The organism is Phycisphaerae bacterium (assembly GCA_024102815.1).
Lineage (GTDB): Bacteria > Planctomycetota > Phycisphaerae > UBA1845 > UBA1845 > JAGFJJ01.
This window is the reverse complement of record JAGFJJ010000069.1, coordinates 42,288-60,644: the sequence shown is the minus strand read 5'-3', so window position 1 is coordinate 60,644 and position 18,357 is coordinate 42,288. Positions and strand designations below refer to the sequence as shown.

14 protein-coding genes are annotated in these 18,357 nt (G+C 62.0%); 8 read left to right on the top strand and 6 right to left on the bottom strand.

What is annotated here, in order from left to right; genetic code table 11:
- Positions 1 to 98: 98 nt before the first annotated feature.
- The 5 genes from J5J06_16480 to J5J06_16460 all read left to right on the top strand — a co-directional run bounded on the left by J5J06_16480 (position 99) and on the right by J5J06_16460 (position 9,061).
- The gene (locus tag J5J06_16480) at positions 99 to 3,014 is read left to right on the top strand and encodes a DUF1565 domain-containing protein (GenBank protein MCO6438691.1); all 2,916 of its coding nucleotides are present in this window, start codon (positions 99 to 101) and stop codon (positions 3,012 to 3,014) included.
- Positions 3,015 to 3,549: 535 nt separating this feature from the next.
- Positions 3,550 to 4,728 carry a pyridoxal phosphate-dependent aminotransferase gene (locus tag J5J06_16475; protein ID MCO6438690.1) on the top strand — a complete coding sequence of 393 codons (1,179 nt, stop codon included), beginning with the start codon at positions 3,550 to 3,552 and terminating at the stop codon, positions 4,726 to 4,728.
- Positions 4,729 to 4,937: 209 nt separating this feature from the next.
- Entirely contained in the window at positions 4,938 to 6,155 is a 1,218-nt protein-coding gene (locus tag J5J06_16470; protein ID MCO6438689.1) for an aminotransferase class I/II-fold pyridoxal phosphate-dependent enzyme, read from the top strand.
- A gap of 116 nt (positions 6,156 to 6,271) precedes the next feature.
- Positions 6,272 to 7,918, top strand: coding sequence for a phosphoenolpyruvate carboxykinase (ATP) (pckA, locus tag J5J06_16465; GenBank protein ID MCO6438688.1), 1,647 nt, complete (start codon positions 6,272 to 6,274; stop codon positions 7,916 to 7,918).
- Between the two features lie 156 nt (positions 7,919 to 8,074).
- Complete coding sequence (locus tag J5J06_16460) at positions 8,075 to 9,061, top strand: hypothetical protein (protein MCO6438687.1); 987 nt, start codon at positions 8,075 to 8,077, stop codon at positions 9,059 to 9,061.
- A 112-nt stretch (positions 9,062 to 9,173) separates the two neighbouring features.
- Here J5J06_16460 and J5J06_16455 read toward each other — a convergent pair whose 3' ends face one another.
- Positions 9,174 to 9,332 (bottom strand): hypothetical protein, encoded by a 159-nt coding sequence (locus tag J5J06_16455; GenBank protein ID MCO6438686.1) that lies wholly within the window; start codon positions 9,330 to 9,332, stop codon positions 9,174 to 9,176.
- Positions 9,333 to 9,474: 142 nt separating this feature from the next.
- Here J5J06_16455 and J5J06_16450 point away from each other — a divergent pair, with 142 nt between their 5' ends.
- The 3 genes from J5J06_16450 (at position 9,475) to J5J06_16440 (ending at position 12,960) form a co-directional block, all read left to right on the top strand.
- Positions 9,475 to 10,362 (top strand): hypothetical protein, encoded by an 888-nt coding sequence (locus J5J06_16450; GenBank protein MCO6438685.1) that lies wholly within the window; start codon positions 9,475 to 9,477, stop codon positions 10,360 to 10,362.
- Between the two features lie 225 nt (positions 10,363 to 10,587).
- Entirely contained in the window at positions 10,588 to 12,159 is a 1,572-nt protein-coding gene (locus J5J06_16445) for a hypothetical protein (protein ID MCO6438684.1), read from the top strand.
- An 18-nt stretch (positions 12,160 to 12,177) separates the two neighbouring features.
- Positions 12,178 to 12,960: a class I SAM-dependent methyltransferase gene (locus J5J06_16440; protein MCO6438683.1), complete on the top strand. Its 783-nt coding sequence runs from the start codon at positions 12,178 to 12,180 to the stop codon at positions 12,958 to 12,960.
- Positions 12,961 to 13,009: 49 nt separating this feature from the next.
- On the opposite strand, the gene J5J06_16435 is transcribed toward J5J06_16440, so the two are convergent.
- The 5 genes from J5J06_16435 to J5J06_16415 all read right to left on the bottom strand — a co-directional run bounded on the left by J5J06_16435 (position 13,010) and on the right by J5J06_16415 (position 18,185).
- On the bottom strand, positions 13,010 to 14,380 hold the full coding sequence (locus J5J06_16435; protein MCO6438682.1) for a hypothetical protein: 1,371 nt from the start codon (positions 14,378 to 14,380) through the stop codon (positions 13,010 to 13,012).
- Entirely contained in the window at positions 14,377 to 15,150 is a 774-nt protein-coding gene (locus tag J5J06_16430; protein MCO6438681.1) for a hypothetical protein, read from the bottom strand. The genes J5J06_16435 and J5J06_16430 overlap by 4 nt, the downstream gene beginning before the upstream one ends.
- A gap of 399 nt (positions 15,151 to 15,549) precedes the next feature.
- Entirely contained in the window at positions 15,550 to 15,774 is a 225-nt protein-coding gene (locus tag J5J06_16425; protein ID MCO6438680.1) for a type II toxin-antitoxin system HicA family toxin, read from the bottom strand.
- Positions 15,771 to 15,983, bottom strand: a complete 213-nt coding sequence (locus J5J06_16420; protein ID MCO6438679.1) for a type II toxin-antitoxin system HicB family antitoxin — start codon at positions 15,981 to 15,983, stop codon at positions 15,771 to 15,773. Before J5J06_16420 ends, J5J06_16425 begins: the two co-directional genes overlap by 4 nt.
- 729 nt (positions 15,984 to 16,712) lie before the next feature.
- Positions 16,713 to 18,185, bottom strand: a complete 1,473-nt coding sequence (locus tag J5J06_16415; protein MCO6438678.1) for a hypothetical protein — start codon at positions 18,183 to 18,185, stop codon at positions 16,713 to 16,715.
- Between the last annotated feature and the right edge of the window lie 172 nt (positions 18,186 to 18,357).

Below are 18,357 nucleotides of genomic sequence, written 5' to 3'. Positions count from 1 at the left end.
GCATTGCGTTCAGTCCACTTCGACTGTTAAAATAGGGGAGTGTCCCTGTTCGACTGTCCGGGATCGCCACCCGGCTACCCAAGACCAGAGGATTCCCCATGCCCCCGTGCCCCCTATTCCATGTGGTCCCATGTGCCCTCAGTATCCTAACCTTCGCCCTTCCCGCCCTGGCAGCCGACACGCGGACGTTTGACCCTATCGATCCGTTCATCGTCGAGCAACTCCGTTCCTCGATCACCGGTCGAACCATCATCGTCGACTGGAACGGAACCTGGGATTTTGCCACCATACAGGAAGCGCTCGACGCCGCAGTGGATGGTGACACGATCATCGTGCTCCCGTCGACCGGCTCTCCGGCAGGTGCGTACGTCGAGAATATCCTCTTTCCCGCGAAGTCCATTACTCTGCGCAGTATTAAGCCCGATGATCCGGTCATCGTCGCCGCGACGGTCATCGATGGCAATCAAGCGGGCACCGTCGTCACCTTCGACGATTTGACACCAGAAGACGCTACATTCGAGGGCTTCACTGTTCGCAACGGTGGCGCGCTGGTCGGCGGCGGGATGTATCTCAACAATGCCTTCCTCAGGATTACGAAGTGCACAATCTCGGACAACTTTGCGTACGTTCTCGGCGGTGGCATCTATATCACTGACGGCGCGCCTGTCCTCGAAAGCGTCGAAGTCCTGCGTAACTCGAGTGACCGCGGCGGTGGAATCATGGTCTTTTCCGCCGACCTTGTCGCTTCGGATATCACGCTTGCGTACAACCACGCTGGCGGCGGTGGCGGTCTCTACCTTTCCGACTGCGATACCACGTTGTCCAACTTCATGATTACGAGGAATACTGCATCCAACGATGGGGCCGGGTTGTACGTTTATGACTGTAATCCCACGCTATTGGGCTTTACGACCCGGCACAACTATGCCCGGTACGATGGTGGCGGAATATTCTTAGACAGTGCGTCTCCCCAGCTCGCCAACAGCGTCATACTGGAGAACTCCGCTGGCATGAACGGCGGCGGAATGTATTTGGATGGCTCATCCCCGACACTTGCAAACAACACGATTGCGAGCAACACGGCGCAGGTTGGTGCTGGCATCTACCTCGCGGACCGGTCCTCTCCAACGGTTACAAATACGATCGTTGCCCACAACTTGACGGGCATCTACATGGACCCCGACAGGCCCGGATCGCCGGTTTTTCGTTCCAACTGCTTCTTTGGCGAGGCCTCCTTCTCCGGCGCGATCCCTGACCCCACGGGAATGGACGACAACATCTCAGTTGATCCCAAGTTCGGCGACCTTGGTTGCGGAAACGTGCATCTCCAGTTTGATTCGCCCTGCAAACACGCCGGCGACAACGCGTTCGCGATCGGCGACCACGACATCGACGGACAACCTCGCGTTCTTCCGGAAGGTGGAAAGGTGGATATTGGCGCCGACGAATGGGACCGCGAAGTCTGGCCGGCCGGCCCGACCCTGGTCGTGCGCGTCAGCCCTGACGGCGACGATGCATACGACGGCTCCTCGTGGAGTGCCGCCAAGCGCACTGTACAAGCCGGCATTGACGCAGCCGCCGCAACCTGCGGCGAAGTCTGGGTGCAGGGCGGCACTTATCATGAGCGCGTTAATCTTCCGCCTTATGTGTATCTCTATGGCGGCTTTAACGGCTCGGAAACAGCACGCACCGAGCGTGACTGGAAGGCCAATATCACGACCCTCGATGGCGACGACCTTGGTTCGGTGGTCGTTGCCGAAATTGGCCATCACACAAGCCGGATCGATGGCTTCACGCTGACGCATGGCCATGCGACTTGGGGAGGCGGCATGCGGATTTGGTCGGCCTCTCCGGCCGTAGCGAACATGACGGTCACTTCCAATCACGCCGAGAGCGCTGGCGGAATTTCTCTGTACAGATCCTACTCAGACGTCGTGAACAGCATCTTCTCCAACAATTCTGCTGATAACTGCGCTGGTGTTTCGGTCTCGCAATCGCCTATCGGCTTCGTTTCTTGCACTATCTCGGGTAACACCGCTGGTCAATTGGGCGGTGGCATTTGTTTGGGGGGGCCTGCTGTGCGACTAAAAAACTGCAGCATTCGCGACAATACGGCTGATAAAGGGGGTGGGATCTACGTTACATCCTCAACGCCTCAGATTGTAAGCACAATCATTCACGGCAACACTGCGGAAACGAACGGCGGCGGCGTGTACGTTTCCGCAGCCTCTCCAGGAATTTCGAACAGCACGATTAGCAGCAATCGTGCCAAGATCGAAGGCGGGGGTCTCTACTTCGACCTCGCTGACGCAGAGATGGCCAACTGCACCGTCGTGGCCAATAACTCGTACCTGCTGCGGGGTGGAGCCATCTCCTTTCACAATTCGTCACCGACAATCGCGAATTCCGTGTTTGCATTCAACTACTCGGGAATCTACCGACAGGTTCCTGATTCTGCGCCTCTTTTCCGAAATAACTCCATTGGTCGCAATATGTGGTATGATTACTCTGGGCTCTCCGACCAGACCGGAATCGACGGAAACATCTCGGCGGAAACACTCTTCTTGAAGCCACCGGGCGTGGGTCACGATGGTTTATGGGGAACAAGCGACGACGACCTCGGCGACTTGCGCCTGATTCCCGGTTCGCCCTGCATCGATGCCGGAGACAACTCCGCCGTACCGGCCGATGTTGCTGATCTCGATGGCGATGGCGACACAACTGAACCTCTCCCGCTGGACCTCGCCGGGATGCCACGCTTCACTGACGACCTCATCACACCCGACACCGGTGGTTCTCCCCCGCCTGTCGTCGATATGGGTGCCTACGAAACGCCATCCCGCGGAGACTGCGACGGCAGCGCCTCAATTAACCTGAGCGACTTCGCCCTCGTAGCCAATTGCCTGGCCGGACCAGGCATGACGAAAGGTGCGACTTGCACGTGCTCAGACGTCGATCTCGACGGCGACACCGATTTACTTGATTTCAGTTTTCTGCAACTTGCAATTCCTTGATAATTCATCGCGCGAAAGCGTTGACGTCCGAGTGTCCGCAAGTGGCTCCCGCCAAACCCTATATCTGTCAGCTCGACCACGCCCTTCCTGCAGGCGCCCCACCTTGATACAACCAGGCTCCGCTTGGCCTCCCAATCGAAAAAGCAACACGGATAAAGCGTCACTATTGCTTACATTTTAAGTTGAACGTTCAACTTAGGAATGCGCCACATAACGGGGCGCTCACTTTTTTCGCACTCCCGACTGAGCGCCCTTGCGCGTTATTACTTGTGGAGGAGACGCACGTCCACCGCCCGTTCGCCGGCTGCGGGCGCGATCGATCCCGAAGGAGCGACGATCCCGTCCACTTCGAATCAACCAAGCGAAAGGAGCTTCATGTCCCCCGCAAGAGCAATGCCTCTCACCCCGGGCCGATGCACCTGACTTGCCCCTGTCCCCTGCTCCCTCGAAGATAGCCTCCGTTCGAGCCGGGCGGGCATTTGGCCGATCAATACGTTTTGCCGATTCTTCGCTTAGGGACCGGAGAACTAAGCCAATGAAGCTTTCCGCACGTACGTTGAACCTGGAGGAATCCGCCACGCTGGCGGTCTCGGCCAAGGCCTCGCGGATGAAGGCCGAGGGCATCGATGTCATTACCTTCGGCGCCGGCGAGCCGGAATTCCACACCCCGGACCACATCAAGCAGGCCGCTATCGCCGCCCTGCTGGAAGGCGCCACGGGCTACTCCAAGCCCGCATCCGGGCTGAAGTTCGCCAAGGAGGCCGTCTGTACCAAGCTCGCTCGCGACGCCGGGCTGAACTACACCCCGGAGCAGGTCATCATCACCCCCGGCGGGAAAATGGCTGTCTTCCAGGCCATCCACGCCGTCATCGATCCCGGCGACGAGGTCGTCATCCCCGTCCCCTACTGGGTCAGCTATCCGGAGATGGTCCGACTCGCGGGCGGCGTTCCGGTTTTCGTCACCGGCCGGCGCGAAAACGACTACAAACTCACGCCGGACGAGCTGGCCGCCGTCCTCACGCCGCGAACCCGCATGGTCATCATGAACTCCCCGTGCAACCCCAGCGGCGTGACCTACAACCCCGACGAAACCCGGGCACTGGCCAACGTGCTCGCCGAACGCGACCTCCTCGTGCTCTCCGACGAGATCTACGACCAGCTCCTTTACCACGGCCAACAGGCGTTGAGCTTCGCGGCCGTGAGCGAACCCGCGTTCGCCCGGACGATCACGGTGAACGCTCCGTCCAAGACCTATGCCATGACCGGCTGGCGGCTCGGGTACGCCGCCGGGCCGGCCGAGATCATCAAGGCGATGGACAAGCTCCAGTCGCAGACCACCAGCGGGGCCTGCACGTTCAACCAGTACGCCCTGGCCGAGGCCCTTGCCGGCGATCAGACCGTCGTGGAGGAAATGCGGCGGGAGTTCGAGGCGCGGGGCAACTACATGTATCCGCGCCTGGCGTCGATGCGCGGCGTCTGGTGCCCCAAGCCCACGGGTGCATTCTTCTGCTTTCCCAATGTTGGCGCGACATACGCGAATCTGGGGGTTTCGGGTTCCGTGGAATTCGCCGACCTGCTGCTGGAGCGCGCCCGCGTGGCCGTCGTGCCGGGGCTGGCATTCGGCATGGACGACCACATTCGCCTGTCTTTCGGGGCAACCTTGGCCCACATCGACGAAGGCCTCAACCGCCTCGAGCAGTTCCTGGCGTCCTGACGGCTCCCGGGAGCCCCTGTCGGCAACTCCGCCCTCCCGTCACCCGCGTGGCATGAGCCTTGCAGGCTTTCCGCTGATGGTCTCGCCCGCGTTCGGCCGCCCGCGCAGATGAGCGCCCATGGGCGCATCGGGCAAGTTTCCGCCGGCCGCGGGCCTGCGTTGTTTAACGGGCGCAACGTAACCTGAAGCAACCCCTGACGAGAACCACGATGAGTCTCAGCCAGATCGCACGTTCCATCGGGCAGTCGGCAACGCTCAAGCTCAACGAGACGGCCGCGCTGCTACGCGAAAAGGGCGAACCGGTCATTCACCTAGGCGGCGGCGAACCCAAGAGCAAACCGCCGATGGACGCGATCGTCGCGGCCGCGGCCCTGCTCGGCACAGGTGAAATCCGCTACACACCGGCCGACGGTATACCCGCGCTGAAAAAGGCGATCATCCGCAACACGGAAGAATGCTACGCCCGGAAGGTCGCGCCGGAGCATGTCATGGCTTCCGGCGGGGCGAAGCAGGCGATCATGGTCTGCCTTCAGGCCATTCTGAACCCGCAGGACGAAGTCGTCTTCCCCTGTCCCTACTGGGTGAGCTATCCGGAAATGGTGAAGCTTTGCGGCGCGGTCCCCGTTCCGGTCATTCCCGAAGACGGCAGCTTCTATCCCACGCTGCGCGACATCGAGCAGAAGGTCGGCAGCTACACGAAAGCCGTCATCATCAATAGCCCGAACAACCCGACGGGCGCGGCCTATTCCGAGTCGTTCATCAGCGACATCGTCCAGTTCTGCGAGAAGCGCGGGCTGTACCTCATCATGGACGACATCTACCAGCGCCTGCTCTTCGACGGGCGCAAGCCGCTCAACTGCTACAACTACGCCAAGGACCTGGGCGAGAGTTCCAAGCTCGTGGTCATCAACGGGGTATCCAAGCAGTACGCCATGACCGGTTTCCGCATCGGCTGGGCGGTCGCCAACAAGAAACTCATCGAGACGATGACCAACATCCAGGGCCACCAGACGTCAGGACCTTCGGTTCTGCTCCAGCACGCCGCGGCGGCGGCGCTCAACGGCGTACAGTCCAGCGTGGAAAGTCTCCGCCTGACGCTGGAGAACAACCGCAACGTCCTGGTGAGCCTGCTCAAGTCCTTTGAAGGCGTGCGCTGTCATACGCCTGACGGAACCTTCTATTGCTTCGCGGATTTCAGCTACTACGACAAGAACTCATCCAAGCTCGCCCAGATGCTCGTGGACAAGGTCCGCGTGCTTACCGTGCCGGGGATCGAATTCGGATTGGACGGCCACCTGCGGCTTTCCACCTGCGGGGCGATCAAGGACATCACCGAGGGCATCGAGCGGATGAAGTGGGCGCTGGATCCCAACGCGCCGAACGAGCTCTACATCGGTAACCGCAAGCTCGTACGCGACTGGATGTAGGGAGTGAATGTTGAATTGTGAATGCGGAATGCGGAATGAGAAAGCAGAACTGCTCAGTGGGTTACTGGGCGATTGCCATCGAAGTCGTTAACCTGAAATAATCGCAGAGTGCTCCCATGCCGAAATACCTCGAATTCGCTACGCCTGCGGCAAAGCAAGCCAGGGATCTGGCCAGTGACTTCGGCCTGAAGAACCACGGGCTCGCTCATCTGGACCAGGTGTTCTGGAACCTGCCCACGTCCTCCCTGGTGGAGGAGGCGGTGTTCCGTGGCGAGGGACATCTTACCCACGGCGGCGCCTTCGTGGTGCACACCGGCAAGCACACGGCACGCGCCGCGGCGGACAAGTACATTGTCCACGAGGCCTCGACGGAAGAAAAAATCTGGTGGGGTAACTACAACCGCCCCTTCAGCACGGACAAGTTCAACGCCCTCCTGCAACGCTTGCAGGCTTTTCTCCAGGGCGAGGAGCTGTTCGTTCAGGACTGCTACGTCGGGGCCGACCCCGAGTACCGCATGCCCATCCGCATCATCACGGACACGGCCTGGCAGAGCCACTTCGCCCGCAACATGTTCATCCCCCTCGACAGCATCGAGGCCTGCAAGAAGCACGTGCCCGAATTCACGGTCATCGCCGTCCCCAGCTTCAAGTGCGATCCCACGATCGACGGCACGCGCGGCGAGACCGGCATCGTACTTAACTTCGCCCAGCGCATGGCGCTGATCACCGACACCAGCTACGGCGGCGAGATCAAGAAGACCATTTTCACCGTGATGAACTTTCTGCTGCCGCTCAAGGGCGTCATGGCCATGCACTGCTCGGCCAACGTCGGCCGGGACGGCGACGTCGCCCTGTTCTTCGGCCTTTCCGGAACGGGCAAAACCACGCTCTCGGCCGACCCCCACCGCGCCCTCATCGGCGACGACGAGCACGGCTGGAGCGACAACGGTGTGTTCAACTTCGAGGGCGGCTGCTATGCGAAGGTGATCCGCCTCTCTCCACAACACGAGCCGCAGATCTACGCCACAACGCGCCGCTTCGGCACGATCCTGGAGAACGTGGCCTACGATCCGACCTCGCGCTGCATCGATCTGGACGAGGATCGCCTCACCGAGAACACGCGCTGTTCGTATCCCCTGGAGTTCATCGAGAACACCATTCCGGATCGCATGGCCCGCTCGCACCCGAAGAATGTGATCTTCCTGACCTGCGATGCTTCCGGCGTGCTGCCGCCCATTGCCCGGCTGAACCCACAGCAGGCCATGTACCACTTTATCAGCGGCTACACCTCGAAGATCGCGGGCACGGAGATCGGGCTGGGCACCGAGCCGCAGATCACCTTCAGCGCCTGCTTCGGTGCTCCGTTCATGGTCCACCACCCCTTTGAGTACGCTCGCCTGCTCCAGGAGAAGATGAGCCGCCACGGCGCGGCCTGCTGGCTGGTCAACACCGGCTGGTCCGGCGGCCCCTTCGGCGTGGGCAAGCGCATGAGCATTCACCACACCCGCGCCCTGCTCAACGCCGCCCTGGACGGCAAGCTCAAGGAGGCCGAGTTCCGCAAGGACAAACTCTTCGGCTTCGAAGTTCCCAAGAGCTGCCCGGAAGTCCCGGCCGACGTGCTCGACCCCTCCAATACCTGGGGCAACAAGGACGAGTACTGGAAGAAGTACGACGCCCTGGCCGCCCGCTACCTGGAGAACTTCAAGCTCTTCTCCGACGGTTGCGCGGAAGACGTCCGCAAGGCGGGGCCGAAGAGGTTGTAATTTGCGAGGCACCGTGGGCCTGGTGACGATGCTGGTAAGAGAGCTTTGCCGAAATCGACTCGCCATAGAATGCAGACTGCTTCGCCTTGCTGTATCGACGGAAAGGGCCATGGTTGCAGGTCGAATCCGCTGAAATTCCCGGTGAAGGAGCGGGCAATGACACCAACCAACGGGATACTTCGCTTCATCGCGGTCACATTTGTGGTTGTTGGAGGTTGGCATGAGGCAAGCGCTGGCAAAGTCTATTGGAGCAACGGTCACGCCGTCCGCCGGGCCGATTTCGATGGATCGAATATCGAAGACGTGATCGCATCCATCGATACGGGCTCCGGAGTTGCTGTTGATGTTGATGGTGGCTACGTTTACTGGACGGATGGAGGTGACATTAAGCGAGCTTACCTTGATGGGAGTACCGCGGAAACTCTCGTAAGCGGCCTGCCTGGCAATCTCCATGACATCGCACTTGACCTCATCGGCGGGAAGATGTACTGGTCTGACGGCGGTGGTGACATACAACGGGCTAATCTCGATGGGTCTCAAGTAGAGCTTGTCCTCGACTTCGTTGAGGGTTCGGGCCCCGGGTGGATTGACCTCGATGTCTGCGCAGGGCAATTGTATTTCACGCACGCCGGCGAGGTTAGGCGCGTCAACTTCGACGGTATGGGAATCGCGTTGCTGGTAACAGGCCTTGTCGCAGAGCGCGACGTGGCTCTGGATATTCACCGCGGAAAGCTGTATTGGACTGATCAGGGTGTTGGCACTACGCAGCAGGGGAAACTCCAGCGGGCTGACTTTGATGGTTCGAATGTTGAGGATCTGATTCGTCCCGGTACCGGGTTCACGAATCCATACGCCCTTGCGATCGACTCAACCCGTGGTGTCTTGTACTTCTCTGACGCACTCCAATACGGTCTCCACAAGGCGCCGCTTGAAATACCAGAGGGACAAACACCGGACAACCGCACGGACATCGAGACACTCGTGACAGGCGAATTTGTGGCCACGATCAAGGTAGACGATGCGGTTGTTCGATCTTGTGGGGACGTTCCAGCCAACTCTGAATGGGGGCTCGCCGCCATGGCCCTACTCATCGTCGGAGCCGGCATTGCGGTATACAGACTCCACCGGTCAGCTCCAGCTTAGTGCCGGGTGCTATGCCCACGGTTCGCAACGAAGCGTGGGCATACTCGGGCCAGGTTCCGCGGTGCGGACCATCTCCTGAGCCGCCGATTCCAGTCCGCGCGGCTGCAGCAGATCAGTGCGGCTTGGCGATTCCCTGCGAAGTCATGACCGTGGCGGCGGGTTGAGGATTGCTGCCGGACTTCTGCACGAGGTTCTCCGCAATGCTACGTGTCAGGGCCCGCAGGTCCACGCCGAGCACCGACTCGAGCGTTGCCAGTGATTCCGCGAGCATTTTTGCCGGCTTTCAGAGCCACGACAATAACGTATGAATTGAAGCCGCCCTTGCCGCGCCTTTCATTGCTTTGTGTTCGATTTCGGGTCGGTTAAGATGGAAAACCCAGCCCGGGTAGCCGCCGGGAAGTGACTGGGAGGCGATGGTGCAGAGACACACACAACTTTTGTTTGCGGCGATCGGGCTGGTTGTCATCGCAGCGGCGATCATCGCCCCCGCGCCCGATTTCCTTGTTCCGGACACCACCTCTCCGAACCGCGCTTCCGTTCAACCGGCGCCGGCCCCCGACCCGGTTCGAGGCCCGTCCGTCGGCAAGCCTGAACGCGCCACTCATCCAGATGAGGCCATGCGTTGGCGCCGCCTGCGCTGGAGGGACGAGAATGGGGAGATTGCCAAGGACGCGTTGCGTATTGCCCTTGCGCAGCGAGAGGCCAACGCGGATTTCTGGCTGGCGCAACCCGACAAGACGCTGGCCGGCATCGATCCCGACAAGTGGATGGAGCGCGGCCCCAACAACGTCGGCGGGCGGACACGTTCGCTTGTTATTCATCCCCTTGATCCAAACACGCTCTGGGCCGGGGCGGTCAGCGGGGGCATCTGGCAGAGTGTTGACCGCGGAGCGACCTGGGCTCCGGTGAATGACTGGCTCCCGAATCTGGCCATCTGCTCGATGGCCATCAGCCCGCTGGATCCGGACTTGCTCTACGCCGGAACCGGTGAGGGGTTCTTTAACGGGGACGCATTGGGCGGTGCCGGCGTGTACCGATCAACGGACGGCGGGGTCAATTGGTTTCCATTGCTCAGCACGGCCAATTGGGAAAACGTCAACCGGATCGCGGTTTCTCCGGATGTCCCCGACACGTTGCTCGCGGCCACACTCTACGGCGGCATTCGACGAAGTACCGATCGCGGCCGGACGTGGACGAATCCGCTTCCGGCCCAGGGTTCGTACTACGTGGCCTACGACCCCACCAACGGGAACAACGCGGTGGGCCATATCCTCGACTACGACTGGGATGTGGGAGACTAGTTTCACCGCGCGGTCTATTCGACCGACGGAGGGCTCTCATGGAACACGTGCGCCGGCGGACTCAGCCGCGTATACGGATTCTACTCTCGCATTGAGCTCGCCTATGCGCCGAGCCAGCCGGATATCGTCTACGCGTCCGCCGCGGCAGACGGTGGTAAGATCTGGCGATCGATCGATGGCGGACAGAGCTACGAACTTCGCACCGTTGCGTCGCAGAGCAGCGGCGTGAGCTGGTATGCCAACCCGTTGTGGGTCGATCCTACGAATCCCGATTTCCTGGTGACCGGCGGATACAACTTCTACAAGAGCACGGACGGCGGCGCGCACCTGACGCAGATCAGCGCCGGGTACATCATGAGCCAGCAGCCGCACGTGGACAATCACGTCATCACGGGCGACCCGGGGTTCGACGGCATCAACAACAAGGCGGTGTACGTCGGCACGGATGGAGGCGTCTGGCGTACGGAAGACATCTACACCGCCTCGACCACGTCCGGCTGGGCGAAGCTCGACGCATCCTACCGCACGGTGCAGTTCTACGCCGCCGCCGGCGACGGACCAAGCGGGCGAATCCTGGGCGGAACCCAGGACAACGGAACATTGCGGCTTGCCGCCGGCAACGACCAAGCCCATTTGACATTCGGGGGAGACGGCGGGTTCTGCGCCATCGACGCAACGAACGCGAATTACTGCTACGGCGAATATGTCAATTTGAGAATCCACCGTTCGACCGACGGCGGGCTCTCGGCACAGTACATTTACAGTGGCATCGCCGACGCCGGTGCCAGCGCGAACTTCGTCGCCCCCTTTGTCCTCGACCCCAACAACGCGAACACGATGCTGGCCGGCGGCGCAAGCCTCTGGAGGAGCAATAACGTCAAGGCATCCACGCCCGCGTGGCAGTCCATTCGCGGGCCCGGTTCGGACTACATCAGCGCCATCGCCGTGGCACCGGGATCCTCGAACGTCATCTGGATCGGCCAGAACAACGGCGAGGTCCATCGAACGGCGAACGGAACGGCCGGCACCCCAACATGGTCGGCCGTCGATAACAACGGCAGTGCCAACCCCCTGCCCAATCGGTACGTCGAGCGGATCCTGATCGACCCGGATGATCCCGACGTGGTCTACGTCAGCTTCGGAGGGTTTTCCGAAGACAACCTCTGGAAAACGGAAGACCACGGCGTCACGTGGGCGGACATCACGGGAGACGGTCCGACGGGACTGCCCGACGCGCCGATCAATGGACTCGCCCGCCATCCCAACCGATCGGATTGGCTGTATGCGGGTACGGAAGTGGGCGTCTTTGCCTCGGCCGACGGCGGGGCAACCTGGTCCACCCAGAACGAAGGTCCGGCCAACGCCAGCGTCGATGACCTGCTGTTCATGCATCACTCGCATACGCTGCTTGCGGTAACGCACGGACGCGGAATTTTCACGGTCGACATTCCCGCGGACATCCCGTTCAACTTTGATGGAGACGGTGTCGTCGACGAGGAGGACTTTGTCGCTTTCGGAGACTGCTTCACCGGACCGGAGGGAGACCCGCTCCCACCGGAATGTACGCCGGGCGACGTTGATGGGGATGGAGACATCGACTGCGATGATTGGAGCCGCTTCGTCGACATGTGGGGCGGCGCAGGCGATCCGCCGTCGTTCGTCCCCTGTTTGTTCGAAGTCCCGGCATTGGGCGATTGGGGCTTGGTTGCGTCGGTGCTGCTGCTGCTTACTGCTGCCAGCGTGCTCATCCGGAAGCATGCCAAGGCTTCTTCGGGATCGGCCTACGGGCGGCCGTGACAAACCGGGATTCGCTCCGTGAACTGGCAAGCCTTCTTTGAACTGCACCGCGATCTCCCCCGCGAGGGACCGGGCAGCGACTTGGCCACGCTCGAAGCGCTGAATCGTGCGCGGGCAGCGGCAGGCAGATCGCGGCTCGGAACCGAAAGCCGGGAACCCGCATTCGACTTGTGTGTGTTCGACGTCGGGTGCGGGCCGGGCAAGCAGACCCTTGTGCTCGCACGCGAACTGCGCCGCAAGATCGTCGCCGTCGACATTCACGAGCCCTTCCTCGGCCAGCTTCGCCGGGCTGCCTTCGACGCGGGTCTTGCCGACCTGGTGGAAACGCGCCTCGGAAGGATGGAGGAGCTCGACCAGCCGCCCGGGAGCATCGACCTGATCTGGTGCGAGGGAGCAATCTACAACGTCGGCTTTGGGGAAGGCCTGCGACTCTGGCGGCCGATGCTCCGGGACGGCGGCATCGTCGTTGCGAGCGAGGCCACGTGGCTCGTGGACGATCCTCCCTCGGCGTGTCGGACCTTCTGGAATGTGGAATATCCGCCCATGACCGGTATTGCCGGCAACGAAACTCGCGCCGTCGCGGCGGGATTCGACCTGATCGATCATTTTGTGCTGCCCCGCGCCGCCTGGTGGGACGAGTACCTGACACCGATCGAACGACGCATTGCCCGGTTTCGACCCAAGGCCGCACGCGACGCCGACCTCGCGCAAGTGCTCAAGGACCACGAGCGCGAGATCGACATCTGCCACCGCTTCGGTGACACGTTCGGCTATGTGTTTTATATCATGCGGAAGAACTGACGGGCCCCTTGGGTCGCGTGGGCCCGAAGCTGAACGCGGGCGCAGCGAACTAATGCGGCTTGGCGGCACCTTGTGTCGTCATAACCGTGGCGGCGGGTTGAGGCTTGCCGTCGGACTTCTGCACCAAGTTCTCCGCGACGTTGCGCGTCAGGGCCCGCAGGTCGACGCCGAGCACCGACTCGAGCGTCGCCAGTGATTCCGCGAGCATTCTTGCCCGGCCGAGGGCGGCGCCGCTGATCGCCCGCCCGTCGCCGCCGTCGATCACGGTGACGGCGCTGAGGTCGACGTTGGCGATGGTCTTGGTCAATTCCTGCACGACGCCCGGCATCATCTCGACAAGGAGCACCTTGAGAGCATCGGGGTGACGCTGAATGGCCGCGCCGATCTGCTCGATGGCCTGAGCGCGAGCCTTGCCCTCTTCGAGGATGGTCGAAGCGGCGCCCTCGGCCTGGGCCTTGGCCGTGTCGCGGTCGGCGTTGGCCTGTTTCACCTGCGTGGCCAACAGCCGGGCCTCTTCCGCTTGGGCGGCGGCCTCCTGAGCTTCGGCTTCCTTGATGGCCGCCTCGCGGGCGAGCTCGGCCTGGCGGATGCGCAGGGCGTTGTTGGCTTCGGCGATGGCCTTTTCCGCGCCGAGCCGGGCGGACTCGGCTTTCTGATGTCCCGCGGCTTCGGCCGAGCGAGCTTCGGCGTCGCGTTCCGCGCGCGCCTTGCGTGCCTGGGACTCAGCCTCGGCCTCTTTCACGTCGGCATCGGCCTTGCGCTGAGCCTCGAACTGGCGGGCGCTGGCGCGAACATCGGCCGAGGCCTTGCGAGCGATGGACTCCAGGTACTGATCGTCGTCGTGGACGTTCTGGATGTTCACGCTGTCGATGACCATGCCCAGCTTGCGGAAGTCGTCGTTGACCTCGTTCATCACCGTGGCCACGAACTTGTCGCGGTCTTCGACGATTTCCTCGGGCGTGATCTTGCCGATGACGGCCCGCAGGCCGCCTTCCAGCGTTTCGCGGGCGACACGCTCCATGACCTCCTGGTGTTGCCCCAGGAAGCGCTCGATCGCGTTTCCGCGAATCTCCGGCTCGGAAGAGACCTTGACGTTGGCAACGCCGGTTACGGTGATGGGGATCATCTTCCCGCCGCCGGACTGCGCCTTGACTTCCAGCGCCACCTGCATGTTCCGCAAGCTGACGCGATCGACTTTTTCGATAATGGGGATGACGATCGTTCGCCCGCCGATGAGCGTGCGGTAGCCGAGTTGGTCGGCCGAGCGCCGTCCGCTGATAACCAGCACCTCGCTGGGGTTCCCCACGACCGTGAACTTGGCCACCAGCGAGATGAACGCGACGACCACGACCAACAGGCCGAAACCAATGAGGATCGCAGCTCCCGCCGCATCGGATTGTGCCAATGTGACCCAGTTCATGTGTTCTGCTCCGTCGATTGACCGGTTACGAAAGCGAACTCTTCCCGCGTGGTGACGACGGCCACGCCGGCTTGAAATCCCACGACGATGACGCGATCCCCCGTGCGAAACCGGTCGTCCGGCCGGCGGGCGACGGCGGCGACGAATCGCTCTCCGCCGCGCAGCGCCACGGCTACTTCACCCCGCCGGCCGGGATCGATGGGTACGCTTACCCGGGCGGGTTGGTGGAGGAAATCACGACTGGTGATTTCGCTGCTGATACCCGAGCGCTTCAGGGCCCGCATGGCCTGGTGAACCCCCTGGCCGAGCAGGAGCCCGACCGCCGCGGCGACGACAAGCACGGTGAATGGCGGAACACTGGTCAGGTAGGTGAGCGTCGTTCCAATCAGGCCGAACACGGCGAGGGCATAGACCACGAACTGCACGGAAAACCAACTGGCCAGAGATAGTGCAGATGAAGACACGTGGTCGGCGACAGCGGCTTGGCCGTCGGCGCTGCCGAGGTCGGCGGCGTGACCGGCATCCAGGTCGCCATGTCCCCCGAAGTCGTGCCCCACGTCCATACCCGCATCGGGAGCAATGGCCACGTCGCCGCCCACGTCACCAGTAAGATCGGCGTTGGCGGCGTGCTCCGAACCTCCCCCTGCCAGGAGGGACACGAGGAGCAATCCTCCGCCGACGATCAGGCAGACGATGTAGACGGCCGGAAGGGCGGAGAGGCTCGCTTCGGCCGCGGCGAGAATCGTGACGATTGATGCGATCACCAACATGGGACGCCTCCCGTGGGCAACGACACGCCTTCGATCCTCAAGCCCCGACCACGTATAGCCTACCACCGGCGGCGGCAACCGCCACTAGAAAACGGGTGTCTTGTTTTGAATCGAGGGTTGAGTGAACGCCCCCTCAGCACTGGGGGAAGGCTGAAGCTCACCGGGCCGGTCGTTTTGCAGGTAAACAAACGGGGTAGAGCGTGCGGGTTGAGTTAAGGGTGTTGGGGGTGTTTGGGAGTACCGAATGGAAGGACGCCGAATGCGGTTTCGCGTCGGGCGCCAGGCAACGCCACTCGCCCATCGCGAAGTGGCAGAGCCGTGTACGTTACGAATTACCCGGGATCTCCGTCCACCTCAAGAATTCGCGCGCGGAGGCGCAGATGCATTTGCCCCACTGCCTCAAAGTAGCGCAGCGAACTCCTCCACGGTCAGTCCGGCCTGTCGAATGATCGCCCGCAACGTTCCCTTGGCCAATTCGCGGTGGTTCGGAATAGTCAGGCGCCGATGTGGCGGATCCTGATGGCGCAATATGACGTGCCCACCGGTTTGGTGGTCCATCACATAGCCGAGCTGCTGGAGCGCCCGGACCGCTTCCCGACCGGAGATGGTCGGCAGGCGGGTCAATCCGGCAGCTCCACCGTCTCTTCCCATATCGACGGCGGGATCGGCTCGCCGTGCTTGCGAAGGCTTTCAAGGTAGCCGTTCATCGCGTCCTTTATGTTGGCCAGGGCCTCATCGCGCGTTGCTCCCTGACTGACGCAACCCGGCAGAGTGGGGCATTCGGCAACGAACTGCCCGTCCTCGTCTTGTTCGATGATTACTCGGTATCGCAGCATGCGAGCCTCCCGGCCTACGGGCCGTACTGGTAATCGGACAGGAATTGCTTCATCGCTAATAACTCGACCGAGGGAAAAGCAAACCCCATTTCCCCTCGTACTGTTTGCTACCTATCCGATCCTCCAAGTATTGGAAGGACTGAACCAACGACCTGATTGCTTCAACAAAGGGACCAAATTGCCTGAGTGCAACCTTCTTGTTTCGAGCGTGTCGCAACTCGTCCCAGTCTCTTATCTTGCCGGATTTGATTGCTCGATGGACCACGTCCTGGGGAGCACAGTCTCCTTCCCAATGATATCGCTTGACGGCGACTTCAAGCTCGCTTTCGTCACGCTGCAGCTTGATCAGCGCATTCTCTGGCTCGCCGCAGCAATCGACTTCGGCCTTGCCGTGTGAATCTCCGAGGAGTTGCACGAAGGCCCTCGCGAGTTGGCCGATACGGTCACCCCCAAGGTCAGAACAGCGAATGTTGAGTCCGCGATCTTCAGTGTCCAGGTGAACCGTGGCCCATCCAGCGCGGGAAACATGAACCTGAATTCCGAAACGGATCATCCATGCCGACCTAACTGGTGCAGCCGGGCGGCCCGACTTCATCCACTCCGAATATCATGCGGCATCGAAGCAGGAACCGTCTCCGCGGGCGCCTGCTGAGCAACTATAACCTAGCCAAGCAACACGCGTCCACGTCGCGCGGGGTGACAAATCTGGCGGCGAAATCGAAGCTGCTATTGATTCTCCCCCCCCGCCGCGCTCTTCGCGCCCGCATCCCCCGACGCGGAGAACATCACTTCGCCCACCGGTGCCACCTGGAGGGAGTCGAGGAACTTGAGCAGATCGGCCTGGTCCTCGGGAGAAAGCGCCGCGTAGGCCTCGGCCGATGCTTGGCCCTCGCCCCCGTGGCGGAGAATGGAATCGTGGATCGTCGGCGAGCTGCCGTCATGCCACCAAGGGCCGGTATCGCGGACGCCCCAGAGCTCGGTCGTCATCATCAGCTCGCGCGGAATCGGCGGCAGCGTCTCGGCGATGTGCGCCGCAAAGGAATCCGGCTCGTAGTCCGGCATGCTGAGATCGACGGGCTGATCCAGCGGCTCGTGGGACTCCGGCCCGAGGTCGTGTCGTTTCAGGTCCCCCCACAGCCCGACCTCGACCGTCCCGTCGGCCTCGCGCTGCGGACGGCCCGCACCCAGTTGGGCGTTGTCGGTAATGTCAACCTCCAGCATCACGCCGGCCGAGCTCGTGGAGCGCCATGTCGGATCATCGAGCGTCAGAGACGGAACGTGGCAAGCCGTGCAGCCGATCGTGTCCATGAGTGCCCGGCCGCGGGCGATCGACGCATTGTCCTGGTCCACTTCCTGCGGGATCGGCAGGCAAATCTGGAACAGCGTCATGGCGGTCAGCTCGCCTTCGGTAAGCTCATTGACCACGCCGTCGCTGTCCTCGTCCCAGGCCTCGGGGTCGTTGGCGGCGTCCTTGAACAGCAGGAATTCAGTGGACTGAATGCCGTGGTGTCGATTGAGCGCGTTCCGCGTGAAGATGCGAATGGTGGCCTCCTGCCCCTTGGCGTGGAACGGCCGCAGGCGCAGGTCGGCGTCGATCCCCACGATTCCGCTCGTGTCCACGGTACCGTCAGCACGGGCCGTGATCGTGCCGTAGTTGATGCCCTTCGTGGTCAACGCGGCGGCTACGTCACTGCCGCTGTCCGCGGCTTCGGCCAGGGCGCCGTCGCGGATGGCCTGAAGCTCCTGGCTCATCTCCCGACCGAGGAGTTCGAGAAGGGACAGGCCGTGCTCAGTCGGCGTATTACGCTCGTTCGAGCCGCTGATCGTCGGGTTCACCGGATCATCCAGCGCTACGAGCACGTTGCCGGCGTTGTTGCCCCAGCCGAGGATCACGCCGTTGCCCAGCCCGTGGCAACTAATGCACGACGTGGAGTCCGGGCCGGGGAGCCGGTCGATGTTGGGGGCCGATCGCGTGCGGGCGTTGCCGAATCCGTCCTCGACCCGCCAGTTGCGGATGGAGAGATTGCGGCCGATAAACATCAGCTCCGGCAGCGTGTAGTCGCCCGCATCAATCTCGGCCTGCGTCACGCGCTTCCTCGCGGTGTCGTCGGCATTGCCTGTGGGCATCACGTTTGGACAGCCTGTCGCAAGCGCGAGCATCAGCGAACCGGCAGAAAAAGTGAAGTACCTGCGCATCATTTCAACCAACCTTTCGGCCGCAATTGGCGCAGCGCGCGACCGGCCTCGAGCTCGGCGCTGCCTGGAAAATAACCTGGAAGATCGGCCCGCATCCTGGCGAGGTGAATTCGCAGTCCTGTTATGCTGGGTCGTCCAGAAGGGGACCAGAATAGCAAGCTAGCGAAAAAACCAC

Excerpts from the sequence above, each read along its gene's own strand:
- J5J06_16480 (MCO6438691.1), top strand. The coding sequence starts at position 99 with ATGCCCCCGTGCCCCCTATTCCATGTGGTCCCATGTGCCCTCAGTATC.
- J5J06_16475 (MCO6438690.1), top strand. The coding sequence starts at position 3,550 with ATGAAGCTTTCCGCACGTACGTTGAACCTGGAGGAATCCGCCACGCTG.
- J5J06_16470 (MCO6438689.1), top strand. The coding sequence starts at position 4,938 with ATGAGTCTCAGCCAGATCGCACGTTCCATCGGGCAGTCGGCAACGCTC.
- pckA (MCO6438688.1), top strand. The coding sequence starts at position 6,272 with ATGCCGAAATACCTCGAATTCGCTACGCCTGCGGCAAAGCAAGCCAGG.
- J5J06_16460 (MCO6438687.1), top strand. The coding sequence starts at position 8,075 with ATGACACCAACCAACGGGATACTTCGCTTCATCGCGGTCACATTTGTG.
- J5J06_16455 (MCO6438686.1), bottom strand. The coding sequence starts at position 9,332 with ATGCTCGCGGAATCACTGGCAACGCTCGAGTCGGTGCTCGGCGTGGAC.
- J5J06_16450 (MCO6438685.1), top strand. The coding sequence starts at position 9,475 with ATGGTGCAGAGACACACACAACTTTTGTTTGCGGCGATCGGGCTGGTT.
- J5J06_16435 (MCO6438682.1), bottom strand. The coding sequence starts at position 14,380 with ATGAACTGGGTCACATTGGCACAATCCGATGCGGCGGGAGCTGCGATC.
- J5J06_16430 (MCO6438681.1), bottom strand. The coding sequence starts at position 15,150 with ATGTTGGTGATCGCATCAATCGTCACGATTCTCGCCGCGGCCGAAGCG.
- J5J06_16415 (MCO6438678.1), bottom strand. The coding sequence starts at position 18,185 with ATGATGCGCAGGTACTTCACTTTTTCTGCCGGTTCGCTGATGCTCGCG.